This is a genomic window from Kiritimatiellia bacterium (genome assembly GCA_018001225.1).
In the GTDB taxonomy this organism is placed as follows: domain Bacteria; phylum Verrucomicrobiota; class Kiritimatiellia; order CAIQIC01; family JAGNIJ01; genus JAGNIJ01.
In genome coordinates, this window is the sequence record JAGNIJ010000010.1 from 83,608 (window position 1) to 101,803 (window position 18,196).

Annotated in this window: 18 protein-coding genes; 13 read left to right on the plus strand and 5 right to left on the minus strand. The window is 65.9% G+C overall.

Annotated elements, in window-relative coordinates; translation table 11 throughout:
• Positions 1–9: 9 nt before the first annotated feature.
• Complete coding sequence (locus KA248_05325; GenBank protein MBP7829317.1) at positions 10–1,038, plus strand: 6-phosphogluconolactonase; 1,029 nt, start codon at positions 10–12, stop codon at positions 1,036–1,038.
• Here the strand turns inward: KA248_05325 and KA248_05330 are convergent.
• From KA248_05330 to KA248_05350, 5 genes are all read right to left on the minus strand, one after another.
• Positions 1,035–1,940: a hypothetical protein gene (locus KA248_05330; GenBank protein ID MBP7829318.1), complete on the minus strand. Its 906-nt coding sequence runs from the start codon at positions 1,938–1,940 to the stop codon at positions 1,035–1,037. The genes KA248_05325 and KA248_05330 overlap by 4 nt on opposite strands.
• The gene (locus tag KA248_05335) at positions 1,937–2,680 is read right to left on the minus strand and encodes a DUF364 domain-containing protein (GenBank protein MBP7829319.1); all 744 of its coding nucleotides are present in this window, start codon (positions 2,678–2,680) and stop codon (positions 1,937–1,939) included. The genes KA248_05330 and KA248_05335 overlap by 4 nt, the downstream gene beginning before the upstream one ends.
• Before the next feature lie 14 nt (positions 2,681–2,694).
• Positions 2,695–5,517, minus strand: a complete 2,823-nt coding sequence (locus KA248_05340; protein ID MBP7829320.1) for an immune inhibitor A — start codon at positions 5,515–5,517, stop codon at positions 2,695–2,697.
• A gap of 111 nt (positions 5,518–5,628) precedes the next feature.
• The gene (locus KA248_05345; GenBank protein MBP7829321.1) at positions 5,629–6,348 is read right to left on the minus strand and encodes a class I SAM-dependent methyltransferase; all 720 of its coding nucleotides are present in this window, start codon (positions 6,346–6,348) and stop codon (positions 5,629–5,631) included.
• Between the two features lie 488 nt (positions 6,349–6,836).
• Entirely contained in the window at positions 6,837–7,313 is a 477-nt protein-coding gene (locus KA248_05350) for a hypothetical protein (protein ID MBP7829322.1), read from the minus strand.
• Positions 7,314–7,478: 165 nt separating this feature from the next.
• Here KA248_05350 and trpS point away from each other — a divergent pair, with 165 nt between their 5' ends.
• The 12 genes from trpS (at position 7,479) to KA248_05410 (ending at position 18,124) form a co-directional block, all read left to right on the plus strand.
• Positions 7,479–8,441, plus strand: coding sequence for a tryptophan--tRNA ligase (trpS, locus tag KA248_05355; GenBank protein ID MBP7829323.1), 963 nt, complete (start codon positions 7,479–7,481; stop codon positions 8,439–8,441).
• Positions 8,442–8,459: 18 nt separating this feature from the next.
• The gene (locus KA248_05360; protein ID MBP7829324.1) at positions 8,460–9,194 is read left to right on the plus strand and encodes a segregation/condensation protein A; all 735 of its coding nucleotides are present in this window, start codon (positions 8,460–8,462) and stop codon (positions 9,192–9,194) included.
• A gap of 16 nt (positions 9,195–9,210) precedes the next feature.
• Positions 9,211–9,999, plus strand: coding sequence for an SMC-Scp complex subunit ScpB (scpB, locus tag KA248_05365; GenBank protein MBP7829325.1), 789 nt, complete (start codon positions 9,211–9,213; stop codon positions 9,997–9,999).
• Entirely contained in the window at positions 9,996–11,069 is a 1,074-nt protein-coding gene (pheA, locus tag KA248_05370) for a prephenate dehydratase (GenBank protein ID MBP7829326.1), read from the plus strand. The genes scpB and pheA overlap by 4 nt, the downstream gene beginning before the upstream one ends.
• A 13-nt stretch (positions 11,070–11,082) precedes the next feature.
• Positions 11,083–12,192, plus strand: a complete 1,110-nt coding sequence (locus KA248_05375; protein ID MBP7829327.1) for a histidinol-phosphate transaminase — start codon at positions 11,083–11,085, stop codon at positions 12,190–12,192.
• Positions 12,189–13,223 carry a 3-deoxy-7-phosphoheptulonate synthase gene (aroF, locus tag KA248_05380; GenBank protein ID MBP7829328.1) on the plus strand — a complete coding sequence of 345 codons (1,035 nt, stop codon included), beginning with the start codon at positions 12,189–12,191 and terminating at the stop codon, positions 13,221–13,223. Before KA248_05375 ends, aroF begins: the two co-directional genes overlap by 4 nt.
• Positions 13,220–14,101 carry a prephenate dehydrogenase/arogenate dehydrogenase family protein gene (locus tag KA248_05385; GenBank protein ID MBP7829329.1) on the plus strand — a complete coding sequence of 294 codons (882 nt, stop codon included), beginning with the start codon at positions 13,220–13,222 and terminating at the stop codon, positions 14,099–14,101. The genes aroF and KA248_05385 overlap by 4 nt, the downstream gene beginning before the upstream one ends.
• A gap of 3 nt (positions 14,102–14,104) precedes the next feature.
• Complete coding sequence (gene aroA / locus KA248_05390; GenBank protein MBP7829330.1) at positions 14,105–15,430, plus strand: 3-phosphoshikimate 1-carboxyvinyltransferase; 1,326 nt, start codon at positions 14,105–14,107, stop codon at positions 15,428–15,430.
• Positions 15,420–16,106, plus strand: a complete 687-nt coding sequence (locus KA248_05395) for a (d)CMP kinase (GenBank protein MBP7829331.1) — start codon at positions 15,420–15,422, stop codon at positions 16,104–16,106. Before aroA ends, KA248_05395 begins: the two co-directional genes overlap by 11 nt.
• Before the next feature lie 14 nt (positions 16,107–16,120).
• Positions 16,121–16,747: a 1-acyl-sn-glycerol-3-phosphate acyltransferase gene (locus tag KA248_05400; GenBank protein ID MBP7829332.1), complete on the plus strand. Its 627-nt coding sequence runs from the start codon at positions 16,121–16,123 to the stop codon at positions 16,745–16,747.
• A gap of 294 nt (positions 16,748–17,041) precedes the next feature.
• A complete protein-coding gene (locus KA248_05405; GenBank protein MBP7829333.1) occupies positions 17,042–17,704 on the plus strand; it encodes a 2-C-methyl-D-erythritol 4-phosphate cytidylyltransferase in 663 nt (220 codons plus the stop codon).
• A gap of 39 nt (positions 17,705–17,743) precedes the next feature.
• Entirely contained in the window at positions 17,744–18,124 is a 381-nt protein-coding gene (locus tag KA248_05410) for a hypothetical protein (protein MBP7829334.1), read from the plus strand.
• Positions 18,125–18,196 lie beyond the last annotated feature (72 nt).

An 18,196-nucleotide genomic window follows, 5' to 3' on the forward strand; every position in this document is an offset into this window, starting at 1 on the left:
AGAAGGAGCATGCCCTGCAAGGTCATCATTACGCGGGATTTCGATCATGCCAGCGAAGTAGCCGCCCGCTGCGTGGCGACGGATATACGCAACGTGCTGGCCGCGCGGGAGGAATACGTGATCGGCCTGGCCACGGGCATGTCGCCGTCGGGCCTGTACAAGGACTTGGCCAAGACGGCCAACGGCGGCGCGTTCGACAGCTCCCGGATACGGAGCTTCAACCTGGACGAGTACATCGGCCTGCCGGGCGAGAATCCGCAGCAGCGCGCCCTGCACCCGGAGAGCTATAGCTTCTTCATGATCCAGGAGCTCTTCGGGCTCCTTCAGAAGAAGTTTCGCGAAACCAACGTGCCGTGGGGTTGCCTGATCGACCAGGAGAAGTTCATGGCCGAGTTGAAGGCGAACCCGGGAGACTGGACGGAGCAGGGGAAGGACAAGGGGCGCTCGATCGCCATCAAGGCGGACGCGAAGTCCGAGTACCTGCGCTGGGTTCGCCGCGAGATCCTGGACGCGTACGAGGCCAAGATCAAGCGGATGGGCGGAATTGACCTGCACATCGTCGGGGTGGGCGGGCGCGGCCACGTGGGTTTCCACGAAGCCGGCATCCCGTTCGCGGGCAGCCGGGTCCTAGTCGTCAAACTGGACGACAACACGATCCAGAACGCCGTCACCGACGGGCATTTCCGGCGCATCGAGGAAAGCCCGCGGTACGCGGTTTCCATGGGCGCGGAGCTGATCTACGAGGCGCGCAAGGTGCTGCTCATCGCCATGGGCAAGCGCAAGTCCGAGCCGGTGGCCACGTCGCTGGCGCAGGATCCGACCGATGCCGTGCCGATCTCGTACGGGCAGGTCTTCGCGAAACGCGGCGGCGAGATGATCTACGTCATTGATCGCGAAGCTGCCGCCGGCGTGTTCGAGCAGAGGGACGCCATCCGGGCGCGCGGCGTGCAGATCGAGGACTTGAGCAGCGGCGTCGCCGCCCGACGGGTCGAGGATCTCAAGTTCTTCCGCAATCCGCAGACCGGGTTGATGGGCTAGTAGATTTCCTCGCCCTCTTCCTGGGTGAAGAACAGGTGGTTGTACTGCTCGGCGCTGAAGCGTTCCTCCGGCGCAAGGAGGGCCTGCTCGGCCTCCTCGCGTTCCTTGACGGCGGCGGCCTCCAGATGGACGAGGCGCTGGGGGACCTGGCGCTCGTGCAGCAGGCCCTTGATCTGCTGGAACAGCGCGCGGCTGCCGTACAGCAGGCGGCTTTCGTCCATGATCTTGCAGGCGACCATCGATTCGAACGTGTCGAAGTTCGTCTGCTCCCGGACGCGGTGGAAGCCCTTTACGAGGTAGTCCACCTCCTCGCGGTAGTCGGGGTGAACGAGCAGGTAATGCTTTTTCCTGTAGATGGCGGCGTCGAGGGCCTGGATCGCATCCGCGGGCAGGTCGTCCGACGCCACGACGACGATGTCGAGGTCGGAGCCGCGGACCATCTCGCCGGTGCTTTTCTCGGGGCGCGGCACGCGGTGGGCCATGTTGTACATGACATCGCCGGCGATCAGGAAGCAGAAGCGCTCCGCCAGCGTGTCGTCGTTCAATTCCGCCAGGGCGGAGACGGCGACCTCGCGGGCAAGGCTGATTTTATCCTGGCTGATCGCGGCCGCGGCGCGGCGCAGGTCCTCGGCCCTCTTTGCCGCCAGCGTGGCTTGCTCCTTGAGCCCCAGGACCGTGTAGGTCAGGAATTCGCGCCGGATCGACGGGGACAGGCGGGCGTAGCCGTCGACGGCGCGATCCAGGCGGAGGTACCGGCGGCCGAAGAGGATCCGCCGCAGCGCCGGGATCCGGCGGCACTCGCGCCAGAGGGGCAGGACGTCCATCCGCGCGCGTTCCAGCAACTCCGCCCCGGTGAGCGGGCCCGACACCCATAGAGTATCCCGCAGCATTCGTTCCATCATAAATCCCGGACCCTCGTCAACAGGCGGACCCCGTGGCCGCGCACCTGCTTGAAGCAGGCTCCCTGGCTGATGTGGCGGAGCACCGCCTCCGCGTCGGTCACGCGCGTTCCGCAGATCGCATCAATGCCGTGATCGAAAAGGATCGGAGCGAGCGGGGCCGTCGGGCCGGTCAGGACCACGTAACTTTCCGCGCAGAGGGGCAGCAGCGCTTCGATCGTGTGGTTGATGAGCGTGGAGGCGGTCATGCAAACGACATCGCAGGAGGGCAGAATTTCCGCCGCCTGTGTGTCCGGCAGGTCGCCGGGCCGGGGCCGCTGCTCGATCACGTACACCTTTTTAGCCGCTTCACGCAGTTTCGGAATGAAACCGAAATGGCCGACGACCCCGATCGTGCGGCCGCGGCCCTTTTCCATCAAGAGGTCCACCGCGCCGCGCTCGACGCACTTCGATTCGTCCACCTCGAGCATGGAGTTGACCGCCGCCATGCCGATGGAGGCGGCCACCGTGTCTTCCGAGAGCGCGTAGGCGGCGAGTTCGCCCGCCGTTTTTTCGAGCAGCTGCCCGGCGTCGGGGACGGTGATGTCGGCGTGGTCGCTGTGCTGGCGGTCCTCGCCTCGAACGGTGGACGAAAGGCCGGAATGCTTCGTGGTGACGAGCGTCCAGAACGCGCAGGACCAGACCGCACGGACCGGATGATCCCGGTGCGGAAGCGAGTCGAGCATGTCCTTCAGGATTCGCATGGAGGTGTGTCCGCTCACTGTATCCCGATCCGATAGAACTGCAAGGCGCCGTCCATTCGCACCGTTACGTTGCTCGCGGTGGGGAAGTTGGTCACGTTCGCAAACGCCCCGCTGCCGGCGGCCAGGTTGGAAGCGGCCTGGAGCGAGAGGGTGCGCTCGGCCACCGCTTCGCAGGAGACCGCCAGCAGGGATCCGGCCGCCGGGCGCAGGCACACGGCCTCCACGGGACTGCCGTTCCATATCCGCACCGTCGCCTGCGTGCCGGCATCGCTGATGAGCCGGACGTTCCATCCGTAGGCCGGCGCGCTCGCTCCCGGGTTTCCCGTGCCGCCCGCCGAGGTGCCGCCGTTCACGAGGTTGGTGGTGTACTGCTGAAAGACCGTCGTGCCTTCCGTCACACGCTCCTGGACGATGTACCAGAAATTGGAGTGGCCCGGGTACCCGGTGGCCTTGGGCCCGTAGTTGCTGACGCAGGGGATGACCACGCTGGCATCCCACTGCGCCGTCATCCAGCGGCTGGTGTCCCCGGCCATGGCGGCCTTTTCCAGGCCGGGATAGTAGCCCAGGGCATCGCTGAACAAGGATACGGCAGGCCGCCCCGGGAATCCGGTGGCCGCCTGGATGAACGCCGGCTCCAGCCAGAAGGCCGGGGTGTTCGACAGGGTGAACGGCGCGTCCCGCATCAGGCAGCGGCTGGCGATGTTCGCCTGTTCCCCGGTGTACCCCTGCTGGAGCCACCAGGGATCGTGGTAGGGCGCGGGATGGGCATCCACGACCAGCAACCGCCCCTTCGGGCCGAACGAGGGCCCGTCCGCGAGATAGTCCGCGATTTCATTGTCCGAGTAGCGCGGGTTGTCGTACCAGACCAGCAGGCCCGAACCGACCGGGCCGAACCGCCAGGCGTCCCCGCCCAGGCAGCTGTCGTAGCCGCCGGACGCGGAGGTGTTGCGCCATTGCAGGTAGTACCCGTGGGGTGTGATGCGCGCGCCGGTGTTGCGGGCCCAGGGCGCCGTGTACTGCCAGTAGCCCGTGTCGGTCTCCGCGTTGTCGTACAGGAGCGTGGAAACTCCCGAGACCACCCGCACCTCGTCCACGAACGCCCCATCGCCCAGGACGGAGTAATCCGTCCAGTACTGGAAGGCCAGGTGGACGCTCTTGTTGCTGTAGGCGTTGAGGCTGTTGGTCCATGAGCGGTAGGCCGGGTACCCGGCGCTGGTCCCGTCGTAGCTGGCGATCTCGATCCAGCCGGCCCCGTTGTTCGTGGAAACGTAGACGGAGAAGAAATCATAACCGGCTTCCGTGTCGTAGGCCGCGTCGTAGCGCAGGGAGGCCCCCGCCGCCGGGATCGCGAGCGAAGAGCTTAGAATCATCGTGGCATTGGCGTCAAAGTCCGCGCCGCCCCACCACTGGTACTGCCCCCGCGGCTGCACCGGCAGCGCCTCGACCTGGTCGGGCAGTTCGATTTTGACCGCCCTGTGGACGTCCGGCCCGCCCGGGAACCCGCTGGCTTGCCCGAGGGTCACCGTGTACACCTGCGCGGTGTCGCTGATCACCAGCGGATCCAGCCAGCCCCACTGGTCGAGATGCAGGGGATCCATGGCGGGAGGCTGGAACCCGAGGGGGAATCCCGTCCAGTCGTCCGACATCAGGGACCAGAACCCCACCGATGTGTTGCCGTCGCCGTACGTGTACAGGTCGATGGCCCCGAGGTTGTGCGCGTACTCGTGGGCCAGAACCCCGATCCCGCAGTTCTCCGGCATCATGATGTACGTGGAGGCCGACACCCCGGGCGTGATTTCGTACGGGGTCGCGAGGGACCAGGAGTGCGACCAGAGCGCGCCCTCCCCGTAGGCGGTGCGGTTCAGCAGGATCTGGTCGTCCTCCTCGCCGTATCCGGCATGGATGATCCAGAGCCGGTCGATGATCCCGTCGCTGTCGGTGTCGTACGGCGCCCAGTCGAACGCCGGGTAGGCGGCCTTGACGGCTTCCAGGGCGTCGATGACCAGTTGCCGCGAATCGCCGGCGCCGGGGATGCCCCCGCTGCTCGCGGCGCTCGTGGCGCCGGACCGGCGCCCGGGCACCGCGTCCGCGCCGTACCACCAGGTGGAGTTGGTGACCTGTACCCAGCCGACCACGTCGCCGGCGATTTCGTAGGCCTGGCCGGAAAAATCCAGGTAGTAGTCGCGGACGGACTTGCCGGAGAAATCGGCGTTCACCGGGGAGTTGTCTTCCCGCAGGTAGGAGAAGGTCCAGCCCGCCCCGAAAATGATGTTGCTGTAGAAGGCGGGCGAGAAATCCTCGGTCCATATCGTCTCGCCGGAGGCGTCCTCGGCCGAGAGCGGCCGGGGGATCTGGTTGTGCAGCGGCCCGGAGTAGGTGAAATTGCTGGTGCCGGCATAGCCGTACTTCGCGGCGAAGAACGCGGACGCGTTGGTGTTGCCGTAATTCACGCCGTCGTATTCCGTGCGCTCGCAGCGCCCGAGGGGATCCCACGTGGAAACGCCGGCCGTCCACGGGAACATGTTGGTGCCGGCGAACTCGACCAGGATCACCAGCACCCGGTCGTCGGCCGCCAGTTTCAGCCGGTCTATCGCCGCCTGCAGGGCGGCCTCCCGGGCCGCGAGCCCGCGGCCGGCCGGCAAGCGCTGCTGCCGCCGGAGTTCGTCGACCAGCCGGTCTCTCTCCCGGATGCGGCGGACCTCCGCCGGGTTGGGTTGGTCCCGTTCCGAGAAGGCGACGGGCCCGCCGGCGCCATCGCGCGGCATGACTGCCCGGGTGTGAGAAGGCATGAGCCCGCAGGCCAGCAGGACGGCTGCAAGAACCAAAATCCGCTTCATAGGCGCCTCCCCGGCGAGGATGGATTCTCATCCATGCACGGCGGAATGCTACCCCCGGGCGGCCGTCCGGTCCATGCCATTCCTGCCCTGGGGCCCGGGCGGGAGGGGCGGTTACCGCGCCGGTCCGGGATCCAGTATGCGCACGGCGGCCTGCTGACGGGCGTAACCGATATACTCGTAGCGCGCGCCGTTTTTCCTGATGTAGTCCTGCCAGGCCTTGAAGCCGTGGTTTTCCCAGTTGGGATAATTGAAGTAGTCGTCGAACAGGACGACTGTGCCCGCCTGCATGCGGTCGGCCAGGCCCTCCAGGATGTCGACCGTGGAGGAGTACAGGTCGCAGTCGATGTGGACGAAGGCCAGCGGGCCCGCATGTTGGGCTTTCCACGCGGGGATCGTGTCCTTGAACCAGCCCTTGTGAAGGGTCACGTTGGCGGGCACCTTCGGCAGCTTGCCCTTGAGGTTGAACGTCTCCTTGCCGAGGTCAAACCCGCTCCACGCCTCGGGAAGCCCCTCGAAGCTGTCGAAGCCATGGATGATCTGCCCCGCGGGCAACTGCTTGGCCATGTGCCGGATCGTGCCGCCGGTGAACACGCCGAATTCCACGTAGTGCCCCTGGGCCTTGACCTCGCGCAGGCTGTAGTCGATGAGGTCGCGCTGGGTGTCGAGCCCGACGGCGTCCAGGGCGTTCTTCTCGATGTAGTCCGTGGTCCGCTGGAGGGCGCGGAGCTTGAGCTCCCGCACGGGATGGATCTGACCCACTTCGATCAGGCGGTAGACCGCCTGCATAGCCCGATACAGATACAGTTTTACGCGGAATCCGGTAACCAGCATGTTGGCGCTCCCGTGTGTGTGGGAGTCTTCTATCCGCGCCGCCGTGGCGTGTCAACATCGCAGGCGGGGCCATGATCCGTGCGGAAAGGCCTTGGCGCAGCGGGTTCGTAGCCCCCGCGGTACAGCAGGCGCAACGAGCCTGCTGTTTTGTCCCCATGAGCATTTCAGGCCGGCGGGGGGCACAACATCCTTTTTCACGCAGAACTCACGTCCCGCGCACCGGGGCCCAACACAGGACGCGGAGTCTTGGGGCGAATGGAAGGAAAGGAGCGTCATGTACCTTCGAGAAGAACAAGACGCGGGCGGGCCGGAGCGGGAGGATTTTGAGCGCTGGGGCTTGGTTTCCGGCTCGGCGGCCGCCTGTGCCGTCCGGCCGACCGGCGGAATCAAGACACGCCGCCCGAAGACGCCGCCCCGCCGCCGGAGTCTCCCGGTTCCCGCGGCGGCGTGGGCGTGGTTGAACGTTGTAGGGCTGGGGGCGGCCCAGGCTACCACGTCACCATCAGACCGGCGTTGAGGCCGAGGCCATTGAGGTCCTCGTCCCCGACATCGAGGAAGATATAGCGCGCTTCGAGGAAGAGCGCCACGTCCTTGTACGGCGCGAATTCCAAGCCGCCCCCGATGTAGCCGCCGATCTCGTCGTCGTCGCCATCCTCGATGAAGTTATAGCTGGGCCCGCCGCCCACCATGAATTTCAACTTCTCCGAGACCGGCAGGTTCATCGCCAGGCCGAATTCCAGCGGCGTCACCGAGATTCCCGTGTCGCCTTCGCCCGCGTCGTTGAAATACGCGACATGGAAGTCGAACTGCAGCGCCGGCACCAGCTCGAACGTGAGCTTGAAACCCGGCCCGAACGCGTCGCCGCCCTCCCACCATGCGCCGTACAAGCCCCAGCCATTGTTGGCCTGCGCCCCGCCCGCTGCCAGGGCCAGGATCACCGCCGCCATCCCCACGATTCTCTTCATGTCCGTTCCTCCCGTGGTTGCAAAACCGACTGCGTTCCTTCATTCATTGGACGCCCAGTCCGCCCCTTTATTCAAGAAAAACGTGCCCGGCGGGCCCCGAATTTTGTTTTGATGCCGGGGGGCGGTTCCGATAACCTCGCCGCGCACGAAAAAAGGTACCGAACCATGAGAATTCTGTCCGGCATACAGCCCTCGGGGAAGCTGCACCTGGGGAATTACTTCGGGATGATGAAGCCCATCCTGGATCTGCAAAAGGAAGGGGAGGTCTTCCTCTTCATCGCGGACTACCATGCCCTGACGTCGGTGACCGATCCCCGCGCCATGCGCCAGGGCACGATGGATGTAGCCCTGGATTTCCTCGCTTGCGGCCTGGATACGGAGAAGACCCTGTTCTATCGCCAGAGCGACATCCCCGAGGTGACGGAACTGACCTGGCTGCTGTCCACGGTGACCCCGATGGGCCTGCTGGAGCGCTGCCACTCCTACAAGGACAAGGTCGCCAAGGGCCTGCCGGCGACGCACGGCCTGTTTGCCTACCCGGTGCTGATGGCGGCGGACATCCTGATCATGCACTCCCAGGTGGTCCCCGTCGGGCGCGACCAGAAGCAGCACGTCGAGGTCACCCGGGACATCGCGATCAAGTTCAACAACGTCTACGGCGAGGTCTTCACCCTTCCCGATCCGTCCATCCGCGACGAGGTGGCGGTGGTGCCGGGCGTGGACGGGCAGAAGATGTCGAAATCGTACAGCAACACCGTGGAGATATTCGGCGACCCGAAGGAATCCCGGGCGCAGATCATGCGGATTGTCACGGACAGCAAGACCGTGGCCGACCCGAAGGATCCCGACCAGTGCAACGTGTTCGCCCTGTACAGGCTGTTCGCCTCCGATGCGCAGCGCGAGGAGATGGCGGCGCGCTACCGGGCGGGTGGCCTGGGGTACGGCGAGGTGAAGAAGCAACTCTTCGAGATGTTCGACGCGCACTTCGCCCCGCTGCGGCAGCGCCGCGCGGAGTTGCAGAAGAACATGGACCACGTGCAGGCCGTGCTGCGGAGCGGCGCGGAGCGCGCCGCCGCCGTGGCGCGGGACACGCTGCGCCGCGCCCGCCAGGCCGTGGGTCTGGAATAGCCGCCCGAGGGAACGCGCATGCCTCCGCAGGAAGAATATAAAGTCCGGCTGGATGTCTTCGAGGGGCCCCTCGACCTCCTGCTCTACCTGATCAAGAAGGACGAGCTGGACATCTACGACATCCCCATCGAGCGCATCACGACCCAGTACATGCAGTACCTGGACCTGATGCGTATGCTGGACCTGAACATCGCCGGCGACTTCATCGTCATGGCCGCCACGCTCATGATGATCAAGAGCCGCATGCTCCTGCCCGTCGAGGAACGGACCGCAATGGAGGAGGAAGAGGAAGACGATCCCCGCTGGGACCTCGTCCGCCAGCTCGTGGAGTACAAGAAGTTCAAGGACGCCGCCCTGCACCTCGAGACGCTGGAGGAGCAGCGGCTGGACGTCTTCGCGCGCGAGGGCGAGCACGTCCAACTGGGGCCCGCGCCAGAGATCGCCCTGCACGACGTCAGCCTGTTCGACCTCATTACGGCGTTCGGCGACGTGCTGAAGCGGGTGAAGACGGAGGAACTGAAGGAGATCTTTTCCGAGCGCTTCACGGTGGCGGAGAAGATGGAGCAGATCGTACGGAGGCTGCAGGTCGAGGAAAAGATATCGTTCGGGAGCCTGTTCGCGCACATGGCCTCCCGGCACGAGATCGTCTGCACCTTCCTGGCGCTGCTGGAACTGATCCGGCTCCGGCAGCTGGTCGCCCGGCAGGAGTCGTCGTTCCAGGAAATCGTTCTGTTGAGGGCCGAGGGCCTGTGATAAAGGTCGGAACACCATGAGCGATGTCGACATACTGCCCGAACTCAAGGAAATCATCGGGGCGATGCTCTTCGTGGCGCGCCAGCCGCTGACGCTGGCCGACCTGAAGCGCGTGATGGGCCAGGTGGCCGAAACCCAGGGCGGGATCACGAAGGATTACGCGAAGGCCTCCGAGGCCGACCTGGGCGCGGCGCTGCAGCAGCTCAAGGTGGATCTGATCGAAAAAAGGGTGGGCCTCGAAATCAACGAGGTAGCCAACGGGTTCCGGATGGAGAACAACGCGCTCTGCGGGCCGTGGCTGCGCCACCTCCTGGAAAAGGGGCGGCCCTCCCGCCTGTCCCGCCCGGCGCTGGAAACGCTGGCGATCATCGCGTACCGCCAGCCCTGCACGCGGGCGGACATCGAGAAAGTCCGCGGCGTGGCCGTGGACCAGATCATCCGCAATCTCCTCGAAATGCAGTTGATCCGGATCACCGGGCGCAGCGAGTTGCCGGGCCGGCCGTGGCTGTTCGGCACCACCCAGCGCTTCCTGGAGCATTTCGGCCTGCGGGACGTCGACGACCTGCCCAGCGTGCAGGAACTGCGGCGCCTGGAGACCGAGCAGATCCGCAAGTCGGCCCCGGCGGAAGCGCCCGCCGGCGAATCACCGGAGGGCGCCCCCGCCGCGGAGGCCGCCCCCGAAGAATCGTCCGCGGACGGGATGCCGCCGGAAGAAGAAGACGAGGAAGAATTCGAAGAAGAGGATGAGGAAGAGTACGAGGACGAAGAGGACGACGACGAGGAGGAAGAGGGGGAGGCGCCATGAGCCTGGACGATCTCCGCGGGAAAATCGACGGGCTGGATGCCGACCTGGTTCGCCTCCTGAACGAGCGGACGCGCCTCGCGCTGGAAATCGGCAGGGTGAAGGAAGCCGGGGCGCAGGAAGTCTATGTCCCGGCCCGCGAAAAGGCGGTGCTGGACCGGGTGGACACCCTGAACGCGGGGCCGCTGCCGGCCGAATCGATGCGGGCCATCTACCGCGAGATCATGTCCGCGTCGCTGGCCCTGGAACGGAAAGTGGCGATCGCGTACCTCGGCCCCCCGGCGACGTTCACGCACCAGGCCGCGCGGAGCCGGTTCGGAGCGAGCGTGCAGTACGCCCCCTGCGAGACCATCGGCGAGGTCTTCGCCGCCGTCGAAAAGAAGTCGGCCGACTACGGGGTCGTGCCGATCGAGAACTCGACCGACGGGGCGGTGACCCACACGCTGGACCAGTTCACGGACACGCCGCTGAAGATCTGCGCCGAGATCTACCTGCCCATCTCGCACAACCTGCTGGCGAAGTGCCCGAAGGGCGGGATCAAGCGCTTGTACAGCAAGCCCGAGGTGTTCGGGCAGTGCCGGCGGTGGCTGCACGAGAACATGCCCGGCGTCGAACTGATCTCCTCGTCCAGCACCGCGCGCGCGGCGGAGACCGCGGCCCGCGAGCCGGGCAGCGGCGCCCTGGCCAGCGCCCTGACGGCGGACCTGTACGGGCTGGATCTCCTGGAGCAGGATATCCAGGATCTCGGCGGCAACACGACCCGCTTCCTCGTCATCGGCCCGCGCTACGGGGCGGCCACGGGCCGGGACAAGACCTCGCTGCTCTTTGCCGTCAAGCACCGCGTGGGCGCCCTCTACGACGCGCTGTCGGCGTTCAAGCGGTACCAGATCAACATGACCAAGATCGAGAGCCGTCCGAGCAAGACGAAGGCGTGGGAGTACTACTTCTTCGTCGACCTCGAGGGGCACGCGGACGATCCGCCGGTCCAGAAGGCGCTGGCCGACCTCGGCGAGCATTGCACGCTGATGACCGTCCTCGGCGCCTACCCGCGGGCCGCCGGCCCGGATGCATAGGAGCACCTCCGCCATGAAACACATCGCCAATCCGTGGGTGCAGGGCCTCGGCACGTACGAGCCCGGGCGCCCGATCGAGGAGGTCGCGCGCGAGCTCGGCTTCGCGAACATCGAGGAGGTCGTCAAGATCGCCTCGAACGAGAACTCGCTGGGCCCGTCGCCGAAGGCCGTGCAGGCCATGATCCAGTCCGCGCCGCGGATGCACCTCTATCCCGACGGCAGCGCTTTCTACCTTCGCCGAGCCCTCTCCCGGAAGCTCGGCGTGCACATGGACGAGATCCTCGTCGGCAACGGCAGCAACGAGATCATCGAGCTGATGGGTCACGTCTTCCTGCAGCCCGGCTCGAACATCGTCATGGCCGACCGCGCGTTCGTGGTCTACAAGCTCATCGCCGCGGCCCTGCAGGCGGAGACGATCAGCGTGCCGATGCGGCGTTTCACGCACGATCTCGATGCCATGCTGGAGGCCATCACGCCGGCCACTCGGATCGTCTTCATCGCGAACCCGAATAACCCGACCGGGACCATGGTGGACGGCGCCGCCCTCGACCGGTTCATGGAGCGCGTGCCGGGACATGTCGTGGTCGGCCTGGACGAGGCGTATATCGAGTTGCTGCCGCCGGAGCGGCAGCCGAACACGTTGACATACGTCCGGGAGGGGCGCCATGTGTACCTGCTGCGGACCTTCTCGAAGACCTACGGGCTGGCCGGCCTGCGCGTCGGCTACGCCGTGGCCCCGAAGCAGGGCATCGAGTTGCTGCACCGGGTTCGGCAACCCTTCAACGTCAACGCCATGGCGCTGGAGGCGGCGCGCGCGGCGCTGGAGGACGACGAGTACGTGGAGCGCACCCGGAAGATGGTCGGGGAGGGCATCGAGCAACTCGAGGCCGCCTTCGACGGCATGGGCCTGGAATACGTGCCCTCGGTCGCGAACTTCATCCTGGTCAAGGTCGGGCGCGGCCGCGAGGTGTTCGACGCCCTCCAGCGACGGAAGGTCATCGTCAGGCCGATGGACGGCTACGGGTTGCCCGATCACGTCCGGGTCACCGTGGGCCTGAAGGCCGAGAACGAGCTCTTCCTGCGTGAATTGAAGGCGGTCCTGGCCGAAAGGGGAGCGGCATGATCATCGTTTTGCGGCGCGACGCCACCGAGGAGCAGATCGGCCACCTGGTGGAGACGATCAAGGCCTGGGGCCTGGACTCGCACTTGAGCCGCGGCACGGAGCGGACCATCGTCGGCGTGATCGGCGACGAGCGGACGATCCGGTCCAAGCCGCTGGAGGCCATCCCCGGCGTCGAGTCGGTCATGGCCGTGCTCAAGCCCTACAAGCTGGCCAGCCTGGAATTCCGGCCGGAGCGCACGCGGATCACGATCCCGCCGGTCAAGCCGGGCGGGACACCGGTCGAGATCGGCGGTCCGTCCGTGGTGGTGGTGGCCGGCCCCTGCTCGGTGGAAACCCGCGAGATGCTCTTCGACATGGCGGCGATGATCCAGCGCGCCGGCGCCGGGCTCCTGCGCGCCGGCGCCTTCAAGCCGCGCACCTCGCCGTACGCGTTCCAGGGCCTGGGTGTCGAGGGCCTGCGCTACCTGGCCGAGGTCCGGACCGAACTCGGGCTGCCGATCATCACCGAGGTGATGGACACCCGGGACGTCGAGATGGTCGCCGAGGTGGCGGACATTCTCCAGATCGGCGCGCGGAACATGCAGAACTTCAACCTCCTGAAAGCCGTCGGCCGCTGCCGCAAGCCCGTGCTGCTCAAGCGCGCGCTGGCCGGGACGATCGAGGAGCTGCTGATGAGCGCGGAGTACATCTTGAGCGAGGGCAACCGGCAGGTGATCCTGTGCGAGCGCGGCATCCGGACCTTTGAAAAGGCGACGCGCAACACGCTGGACATCAGCGCCGTGCCGGTGATCCGCCGCGAGAGCCACCTGCCGGTTTTCGTGGACCCGAGCCACGGCACGGGAGTCTGGCCGCTGGTTTCGCCGATGGCGATGGCCTCCGTGGCGGCCGGGGCCGACGGGATCATGGTGGAGGTGCACCCGAATCCCGAGCAGGCGCTCTCCGACGGACCGCAGGCGCTGTTGCCGAAGACCTTCGAAAAGATGATGAAGGATCTGCGGGCCGTCGCGCAGGCCGTGGGACGGACCCTATGAAGACGGTCGCGGTCATAGGCCTGGGCCTGATGGGCGGCTCGCTGGGCTTGGCGCTCAAGGCCGCCAATTTCACAGGGAAGATCCGCGGCTACGCGCGCCGGGCGGAGACCCGCGACGAGGCCTTGCGGCGGGGCGTCGCGGACGAGGCCTTCGACGACGCGGGCGTGGCGGTGGAGGGCGCGGACCTAGCGGTGTTCTGCGCGCCGATCCTCGCTATTCCGCCGCTCGTCAGCAACGCCCGCGCCCACCTCGCGCCGGGCTGCCTGCTGACGGATGTCGGCAGCACCAAGGCCTATCTGGCCGCCCAGATCGGTTCCCGCCTGCGGGGCACGACCTCCGTTTTCATCGGCAGCCACCCGATCGCCGGCTCGGAGCAGCAGGGCCTCGGCGCCGCCCGCGCAGACTTGTATCGGGGAGCCACGGTCGTCCTGACGCCCGGCCCGGAGGCGCCCCCGGAAGCCCTGCGGGCGTTGCAGGCGTTCTGGGAAGGGGTCGGCGGGGTGGTGCGGGTACTGGATCCGGAGGAGCACGACCGGGTGCTGGCCCGGACCAGCCACCTGCCGCACCTGGCGGCGGCCCTGCTGGCTTCTACGGTCGGGCGGGACAAGGATTCCGCCCGCCAGGCCGAGTTCTGCGGGACGGGTTTTCGCGACGCGACGCGGATCGCGGAGGGCTCGCCCGAGGTCTGGCACGACATCCTGCGCACCAACGCGGCCGACGTGGCCCGCGAACTGCGGGCCTTTGCGGACGAAGCGGTCCAACTTTCAAACTTGATTGAAGAGGGACAGTTCGACAGCATAAAGCGATTCTTGGCGCAGGCCCGCGAGCGACGGCGGATCCTGGCGCGTGCCCGGGCGGGGGAGGATACGCAAGGCTGATATATGATCCCGAAATCACAGTCCGTCCTGATCAACCCCGCGAGCCGGCTCGGCGGGACGCTGGCTGTTCCCGGCGACAAGAGCATCTCCCACCGCGTAGCCATGCTTGCGGCCCTGGCCAAGGGGACGTCGAAGGTGCAGAACTTCCTCCAGAGCGAGGATTGCCTGAACACGCTGCACGCGATGGAGCGGCTCGGTGCCCGGTCTTTTTTCACCGACGACGGCGAATTGACCGTCCAGGGCACCGGCGGCAAGTTCCTGGAGCCGGTGGACCCGCTGGACCTTGGCAATTCCGGCACGGGCATGCGGCTGCTGGCCGGGCTGCTGGCCGGCCTCCCGGTCACCGCCGAGCTCACAGGGGACGAATCCCTCCGCTCGCGCCCCATGAACCGCATCAAGGAGCCCTTGGAAAAGATGGGGGCCTCGGTCGAACTGCTCGGCGAAAGCGGCCGTCCGCCCATCCGGGTCCGCGGGGGCGGTCTGAAAGGCATGGACTACGCGATTCCCGTGGCCAGCGCCCAGGTCAAGTCGTGCATCCTGCTGGCGACGCTCTTCGCGGAGGGAACCACGACCATCACCGAGGTCCTGCCCACGCGGGACCATACCGAGCGGCTTTTTCGGATGGCCGGCATCGCCCTGGAAGTCGAGGGGCTGCGCGTCCGCATGAAGGGCCACGGGGCCAAGGGCCCGAAGCTGAAGGCGCGGGCCTGGGAGGTGCCCGGCGATTTCTCGTCCGCCGCCTACGCGCTGGCCGCCGTGGCGGCCCGGCCCGATTCGTCCGTGACCGTCACGCACGTCGGGCTCAATCCCCGGCGCACGGCCTTGCTGGACGTCCTCCGGCGCATGAACGCCCGCGTCGACGTGGCCGTCCGCAGCCGGCCCGACGAGGCCGAGCCGTTCGGCGACGTGACGGTGTCCGGCGCCCGGCTCAAGGGCACGACGGTCGGCGGGGAGGAGATCCCGGCACTCATCGACGAACTGCCGCTCGTCGCCATCCTGGGCGCGCTGGCCGAGGGCGAAACGGTCATCCGCGATGCCCGCGAGCTCCGGGTCAAGGAGTCCGACCGCATCACCTGCATGGCCAACAACCTGAAGATCCTCGGCGTGGACGTGGAGGAGCGCGAGGACGGCATGGTCATCCGGGGCCCGGCCCGGCTCCAGCCGGTGGCCGGCATCCAGAGCTACGGCGACCATCGCATCGCCATGTCGCTGGCCGTGCTCGGGCTGTATGGCGAGGGCCCGGTGTGCGTGCACAATATCGCCTGCGTCTTGACCTCGTATCCGGCGTTCTGGGACCATCTCATTGCATTGGGGGCACATGTCGAATAATCCATCAGTCAGCGTCGTGGCCATTGACGGGCCTTCCGCGTCGGGGAAATCCACCGTGTCCAAGCGGGTCGCCCAGGAACTGAAGTTCACCTACGTGGATTCGGGGTCGCTCTACCGGGGCATGACCTGGAAGGCCCTGCGCGAGGGCGTCGAGATCGCGCGGCCCGATCAGGTCGTCGACCTGATGAACCGGATGCAATTCGAGTTCTACGCGGAAAACTGCATAGTCCTCTTCACCATCGACGGTGAGGATCCGGGCCTGCAGATCCGGTCCGAACCCGTCCGCGAAAACGTGGCCGACATAGCGGCCATCCCGGAAGTCCGGGCGTTCCTTGTCGCTCGGCTGCAGGAAATGGTCCGGTTCGGGGATATCGTCATGGAAGGCCGGGATATCGGGACCGTCGTTTTCCCGGAAACGCCGTTCAAATACTACCTCGACGCCGATCCCGAGGAGCGGGCCCGCCGCCGCAGCCTCGAGCTCAAGAGCATGGAAGGGGTGGGGGACGTCCACAAGGTGTTGGATTCGCTCAAACGCCGGGACAAAAAGGACAGCACTCGGAAGACGGCCCCGCTGCAGATCGCCCTGGGCGCCCGCGTGATCAATTCCACCTCCATGAGCATCGAGGAAGTGGTCGCGCAGATCGTGGCCGAGGTGCGGGCCGCGCGGGGAGCATGAAAGGCGGATACTTCATGTACAGGGTGGTCAGCGGGGCCACCCGGATCTGGCTGAAGATCTGGCTGCATCTGGAATCACACGACGCGGAAAATGTCCCGGCCTCGGGCGGATGTGTCCTCGCTTCCAATCACGCCAGCTATCTCGATCCGCCGATCGTCGCTTGCGGGTTGAAACACCGCGTCGTTCGGTTCATGGCCCGTGACACGCTCTTTGCCGGACGGTTCCGGAATTGGTTCTTCCATGGGATCAAGTGCGTGCCGCTGGACCGCACGCGCGGCGACGTGGCGGCGCTCCGCAAGGGAATACAACTCCTCAAGGAGGGCGAGGTCCTCGGACTATTTCCGGAAGGCACGCGCTCGCCGGACGGCCAGTTGAAGCCCGCGAAGGGCGGCATTGGCTTCCTGATCGCCAAGGCCGGCGTACCCGTCGTGCCGATTTACGTCGGCGGCACCTTCGAAGCGTTTCCCAAAGGTGCCAAACATATCAAGCGTGGCAAAGTGTGCGTTTACTACGGTCGCCCGATCAGCTTTGCCGAGATCAGCGGGCTTGGAGAAGGAAAGGAATCCTACCAAGCCATTGGCGATCTCATCATGTCCAGAATCGCGCTTTTGCGTGACAAAGCGGCTTCGCTGCAGGCTTAAGCGCGCCATTTCGGCACACCCGTTCCTTTCCGTTTTCGCTGTATGCGTAAAACTTGATCCATATTATATTCATAATCAATATGATACGATTATCAAGTCGGAATGATGTCGTGTCGGCCTCCTGATTGTGTCAAAACATAATCTATAAGTGGTTGAAAACAAAAGGATTCTTGACATCAGGCGGAAGAGTGGTAATCATCAAGCAGAAAATTTGCCGCCCTTGCAGTATCGGTTGGAACAGTTGGTTTGGAAAAACCGCGGGATGGATCGATGATATACACGAGTTGGGGTGTTGTGCTGGCCTGCGGCAAGGACGAGCAGTTCACGCCGGAAACCACCACGCCTTTCATCAATCTGGGCGGCAAGCCGATTCTTGTTCATGCGCTGACGGCGCTGGAGCACTGCATCGACATCATGGGTGTGCTGGTGGTCGCGGACAAAACGCGGATCGACAGCGTGCAGGGCATGGCCCAGATGTTCGGTTTGTCAAAAGTGAAAAAGGTGGTCGGCGGTTTCGGTTCGAGGCAGGCTTCCATGCAGTCGGCGCTCAAGGCGCTGGATGAAGAAGCGAACCTGATCGTGGTTCACGAAGGTTCGCGCCCGTTCACCAAGCCGGACCTGATTTCGGAAGTCATCAAGATCGCCAAGCGGTATGGGTCCGGCGTGGCGGCCCAGCCGATCCCGGACGCGGTCAAGGAAACGCGCAAGGGACTGACGGTGGCGAAATCCGTCACGGGCGGCGCGTACTGGATCGCGCAGACGCCCCAGGCGTTTCGGCGGGACCTGCTGGAGAAGGGTCTGAAGGCCGCCGCGAAAAAGAAAGTCGAATTGGATGACGAAGCCTCGGCCCTGGACTTGGTGAGCGCGGAGGTGCGCCTCGTGGAATCGCCCGCGGGCAACATGCGCATCCGGTCGGCGTCCGATTTCGCGCTCGCGATGGCGCTGCTGAAGGGGTGAGTTCCGCTCCGCCCCGGCCCGAAATACCAGGAGAATTCCATGAAGTGGTTCCCATCGATTTCAACGGCCGCTTGTGTCCTGGCGGCGGCGTGCGGGACGGGTTGCACCATGGCCCGGATGGCCGTGCCGCCCGACCTGCCGGCCTCGGCGGCCGCCCTGCCGGTCGAGGGGAAGAAGACCTTCAGCTTCGACGAGTCGTTTCATTTCGGAACCTACCGCGTCGAGAAGGTCCGCCGGGGCTGGACCCGGACCACGGCCTGGCGTTTCATCGGCTTCGAAAGCGGCAAGTCCAAGCAAACCTACGAGTTCACCCTCCGGGCCGCGGGGGACGATCCCTGGACGGCCCATTGCGCCACGGGCGTGCGGTGGAAGGAAATGGAATTCGAGAATTTCCTGGATACGGGCGGGACCTTGACGTGACCGTTCAAGTCGAAGACCGTCTTCGCCTGCACGTTCGAGGGCCAGGGCCGGTCCTGGAAGCTGGCGATGGGC

Bases quoted from the DNA above. Each gene is read 5' to 3' on its own strand.
- KA248_05325 (MBP7829317.1), top strand. From the start codon at position 10: ATGCCCTGCAAGGTCATCATTACGCGGGATTTCGATCATGCCAGCGAA.
- KA248_05330 (MBP7829318.1), bottom strand. From the start codon at position 1,940: ATGATGGAACGAATGCTGCGGGATACTCTATGGGTGTCGGGCCCGCTC.
- KA248_05335 (MBP7829319.1), bottom strand. From the start codon at position 2,680: ATGCGAATCCTGAAGGACATGCTCGACTCGCTTCCGCACCGGGATCAT.
- KA248_05340 (MBP7829320.1), bottom strand. From the start codon at position 5,517: ATGAAGCGGATTTTGGTTCTTGCAGCCGTCCTGCTGGCCTGCGGGCTC.
- KA248_05345 (MBP7829321.1), bottom strand. From the start codon at position 6,348: ATGCTGGTTACCGGATTCCGCGTAAAACTGTATCTGTATCGGGCTATG.
- KA248_05350 (MBP7829322.1), bottom strand. From the start codon at position 7,313: ATGAAGAGAATCGTGGGGATGGCGGCGGTGATCCTGGCCCTGGCAGCG.
- trpS (MBP7829323.1), top strand. From the start codon at position 7,479: ATGAGAATTCTGTCCGGCATACAGCCCTCGGGGAAGCTGCACCTGGGG.
- KA248_05360 (MBP7829324.1), top strand. From the start codon at position 8,460: ATGCCTCCGCAGGAAGAATATAAAGTCCGGCTGGATGTCTTCGAGGGG.
- scpB (MBP7829325.1), top strand. From the start codon at position 9,211: ATGAGCGATGTCGACATACTGCCCGAACTCAAGGAAATCATCGGGGCG.
- pheA (MBP7829326.1), top strand. From the start codon at position 9,996: ATGAGCCTGGACGATCTCCGCGGGAAAATCGACGGGCTGGATGCCGAC.
- KA248_05375 (MBP7829327.1), top strand. From the start codon at position 11,083: ATGAAACACATCGCCAATCCGTGGGTGCAGGGCCTCGGCACGTACGAG.
- aroF (MBP7829328.1), top strand. From the start codon at position 12,189: ATGATCATCGTTTTGCGGCGCGACGCCACCGAGGAGCAGATCGGCCAC.
- KA248_05385 (MBP7829329.1), top strand. From the start codon at position 13,220: ATGAAGACGGTCGCGGTCATAGGCCTGGGCCTGATGGGCGGCTCGCTG.
- aroA (MBP7829330.1), top strand. From the start codon at position 14,105: ATGATCCCGAAATCACAGTCCGTCCTGATCAACCCCGCGAGCCGGCTC.
- KA248_05395 (MBP7829331.1), top strand. From the start codon at position 15,420: ATGTCGAATAATCCATCAGTCAGCGTCGTGGCCATTGACGGGCCTTCC.
- KA248_05400 (MBP7829332.1), top strand. From the start codon at position 16,121: ATGTACAGGGTGGTCAGCGGGGCCACCCGGATCTGGCTGAAGATCTGG.
- KA248_05410 (MBP7829334.1), top strand. From the start codon at position 17,744: ATGAAGTGGTTCCCATCGATTTCAACGGCCGCTTGTGTCCTGGCGGCG.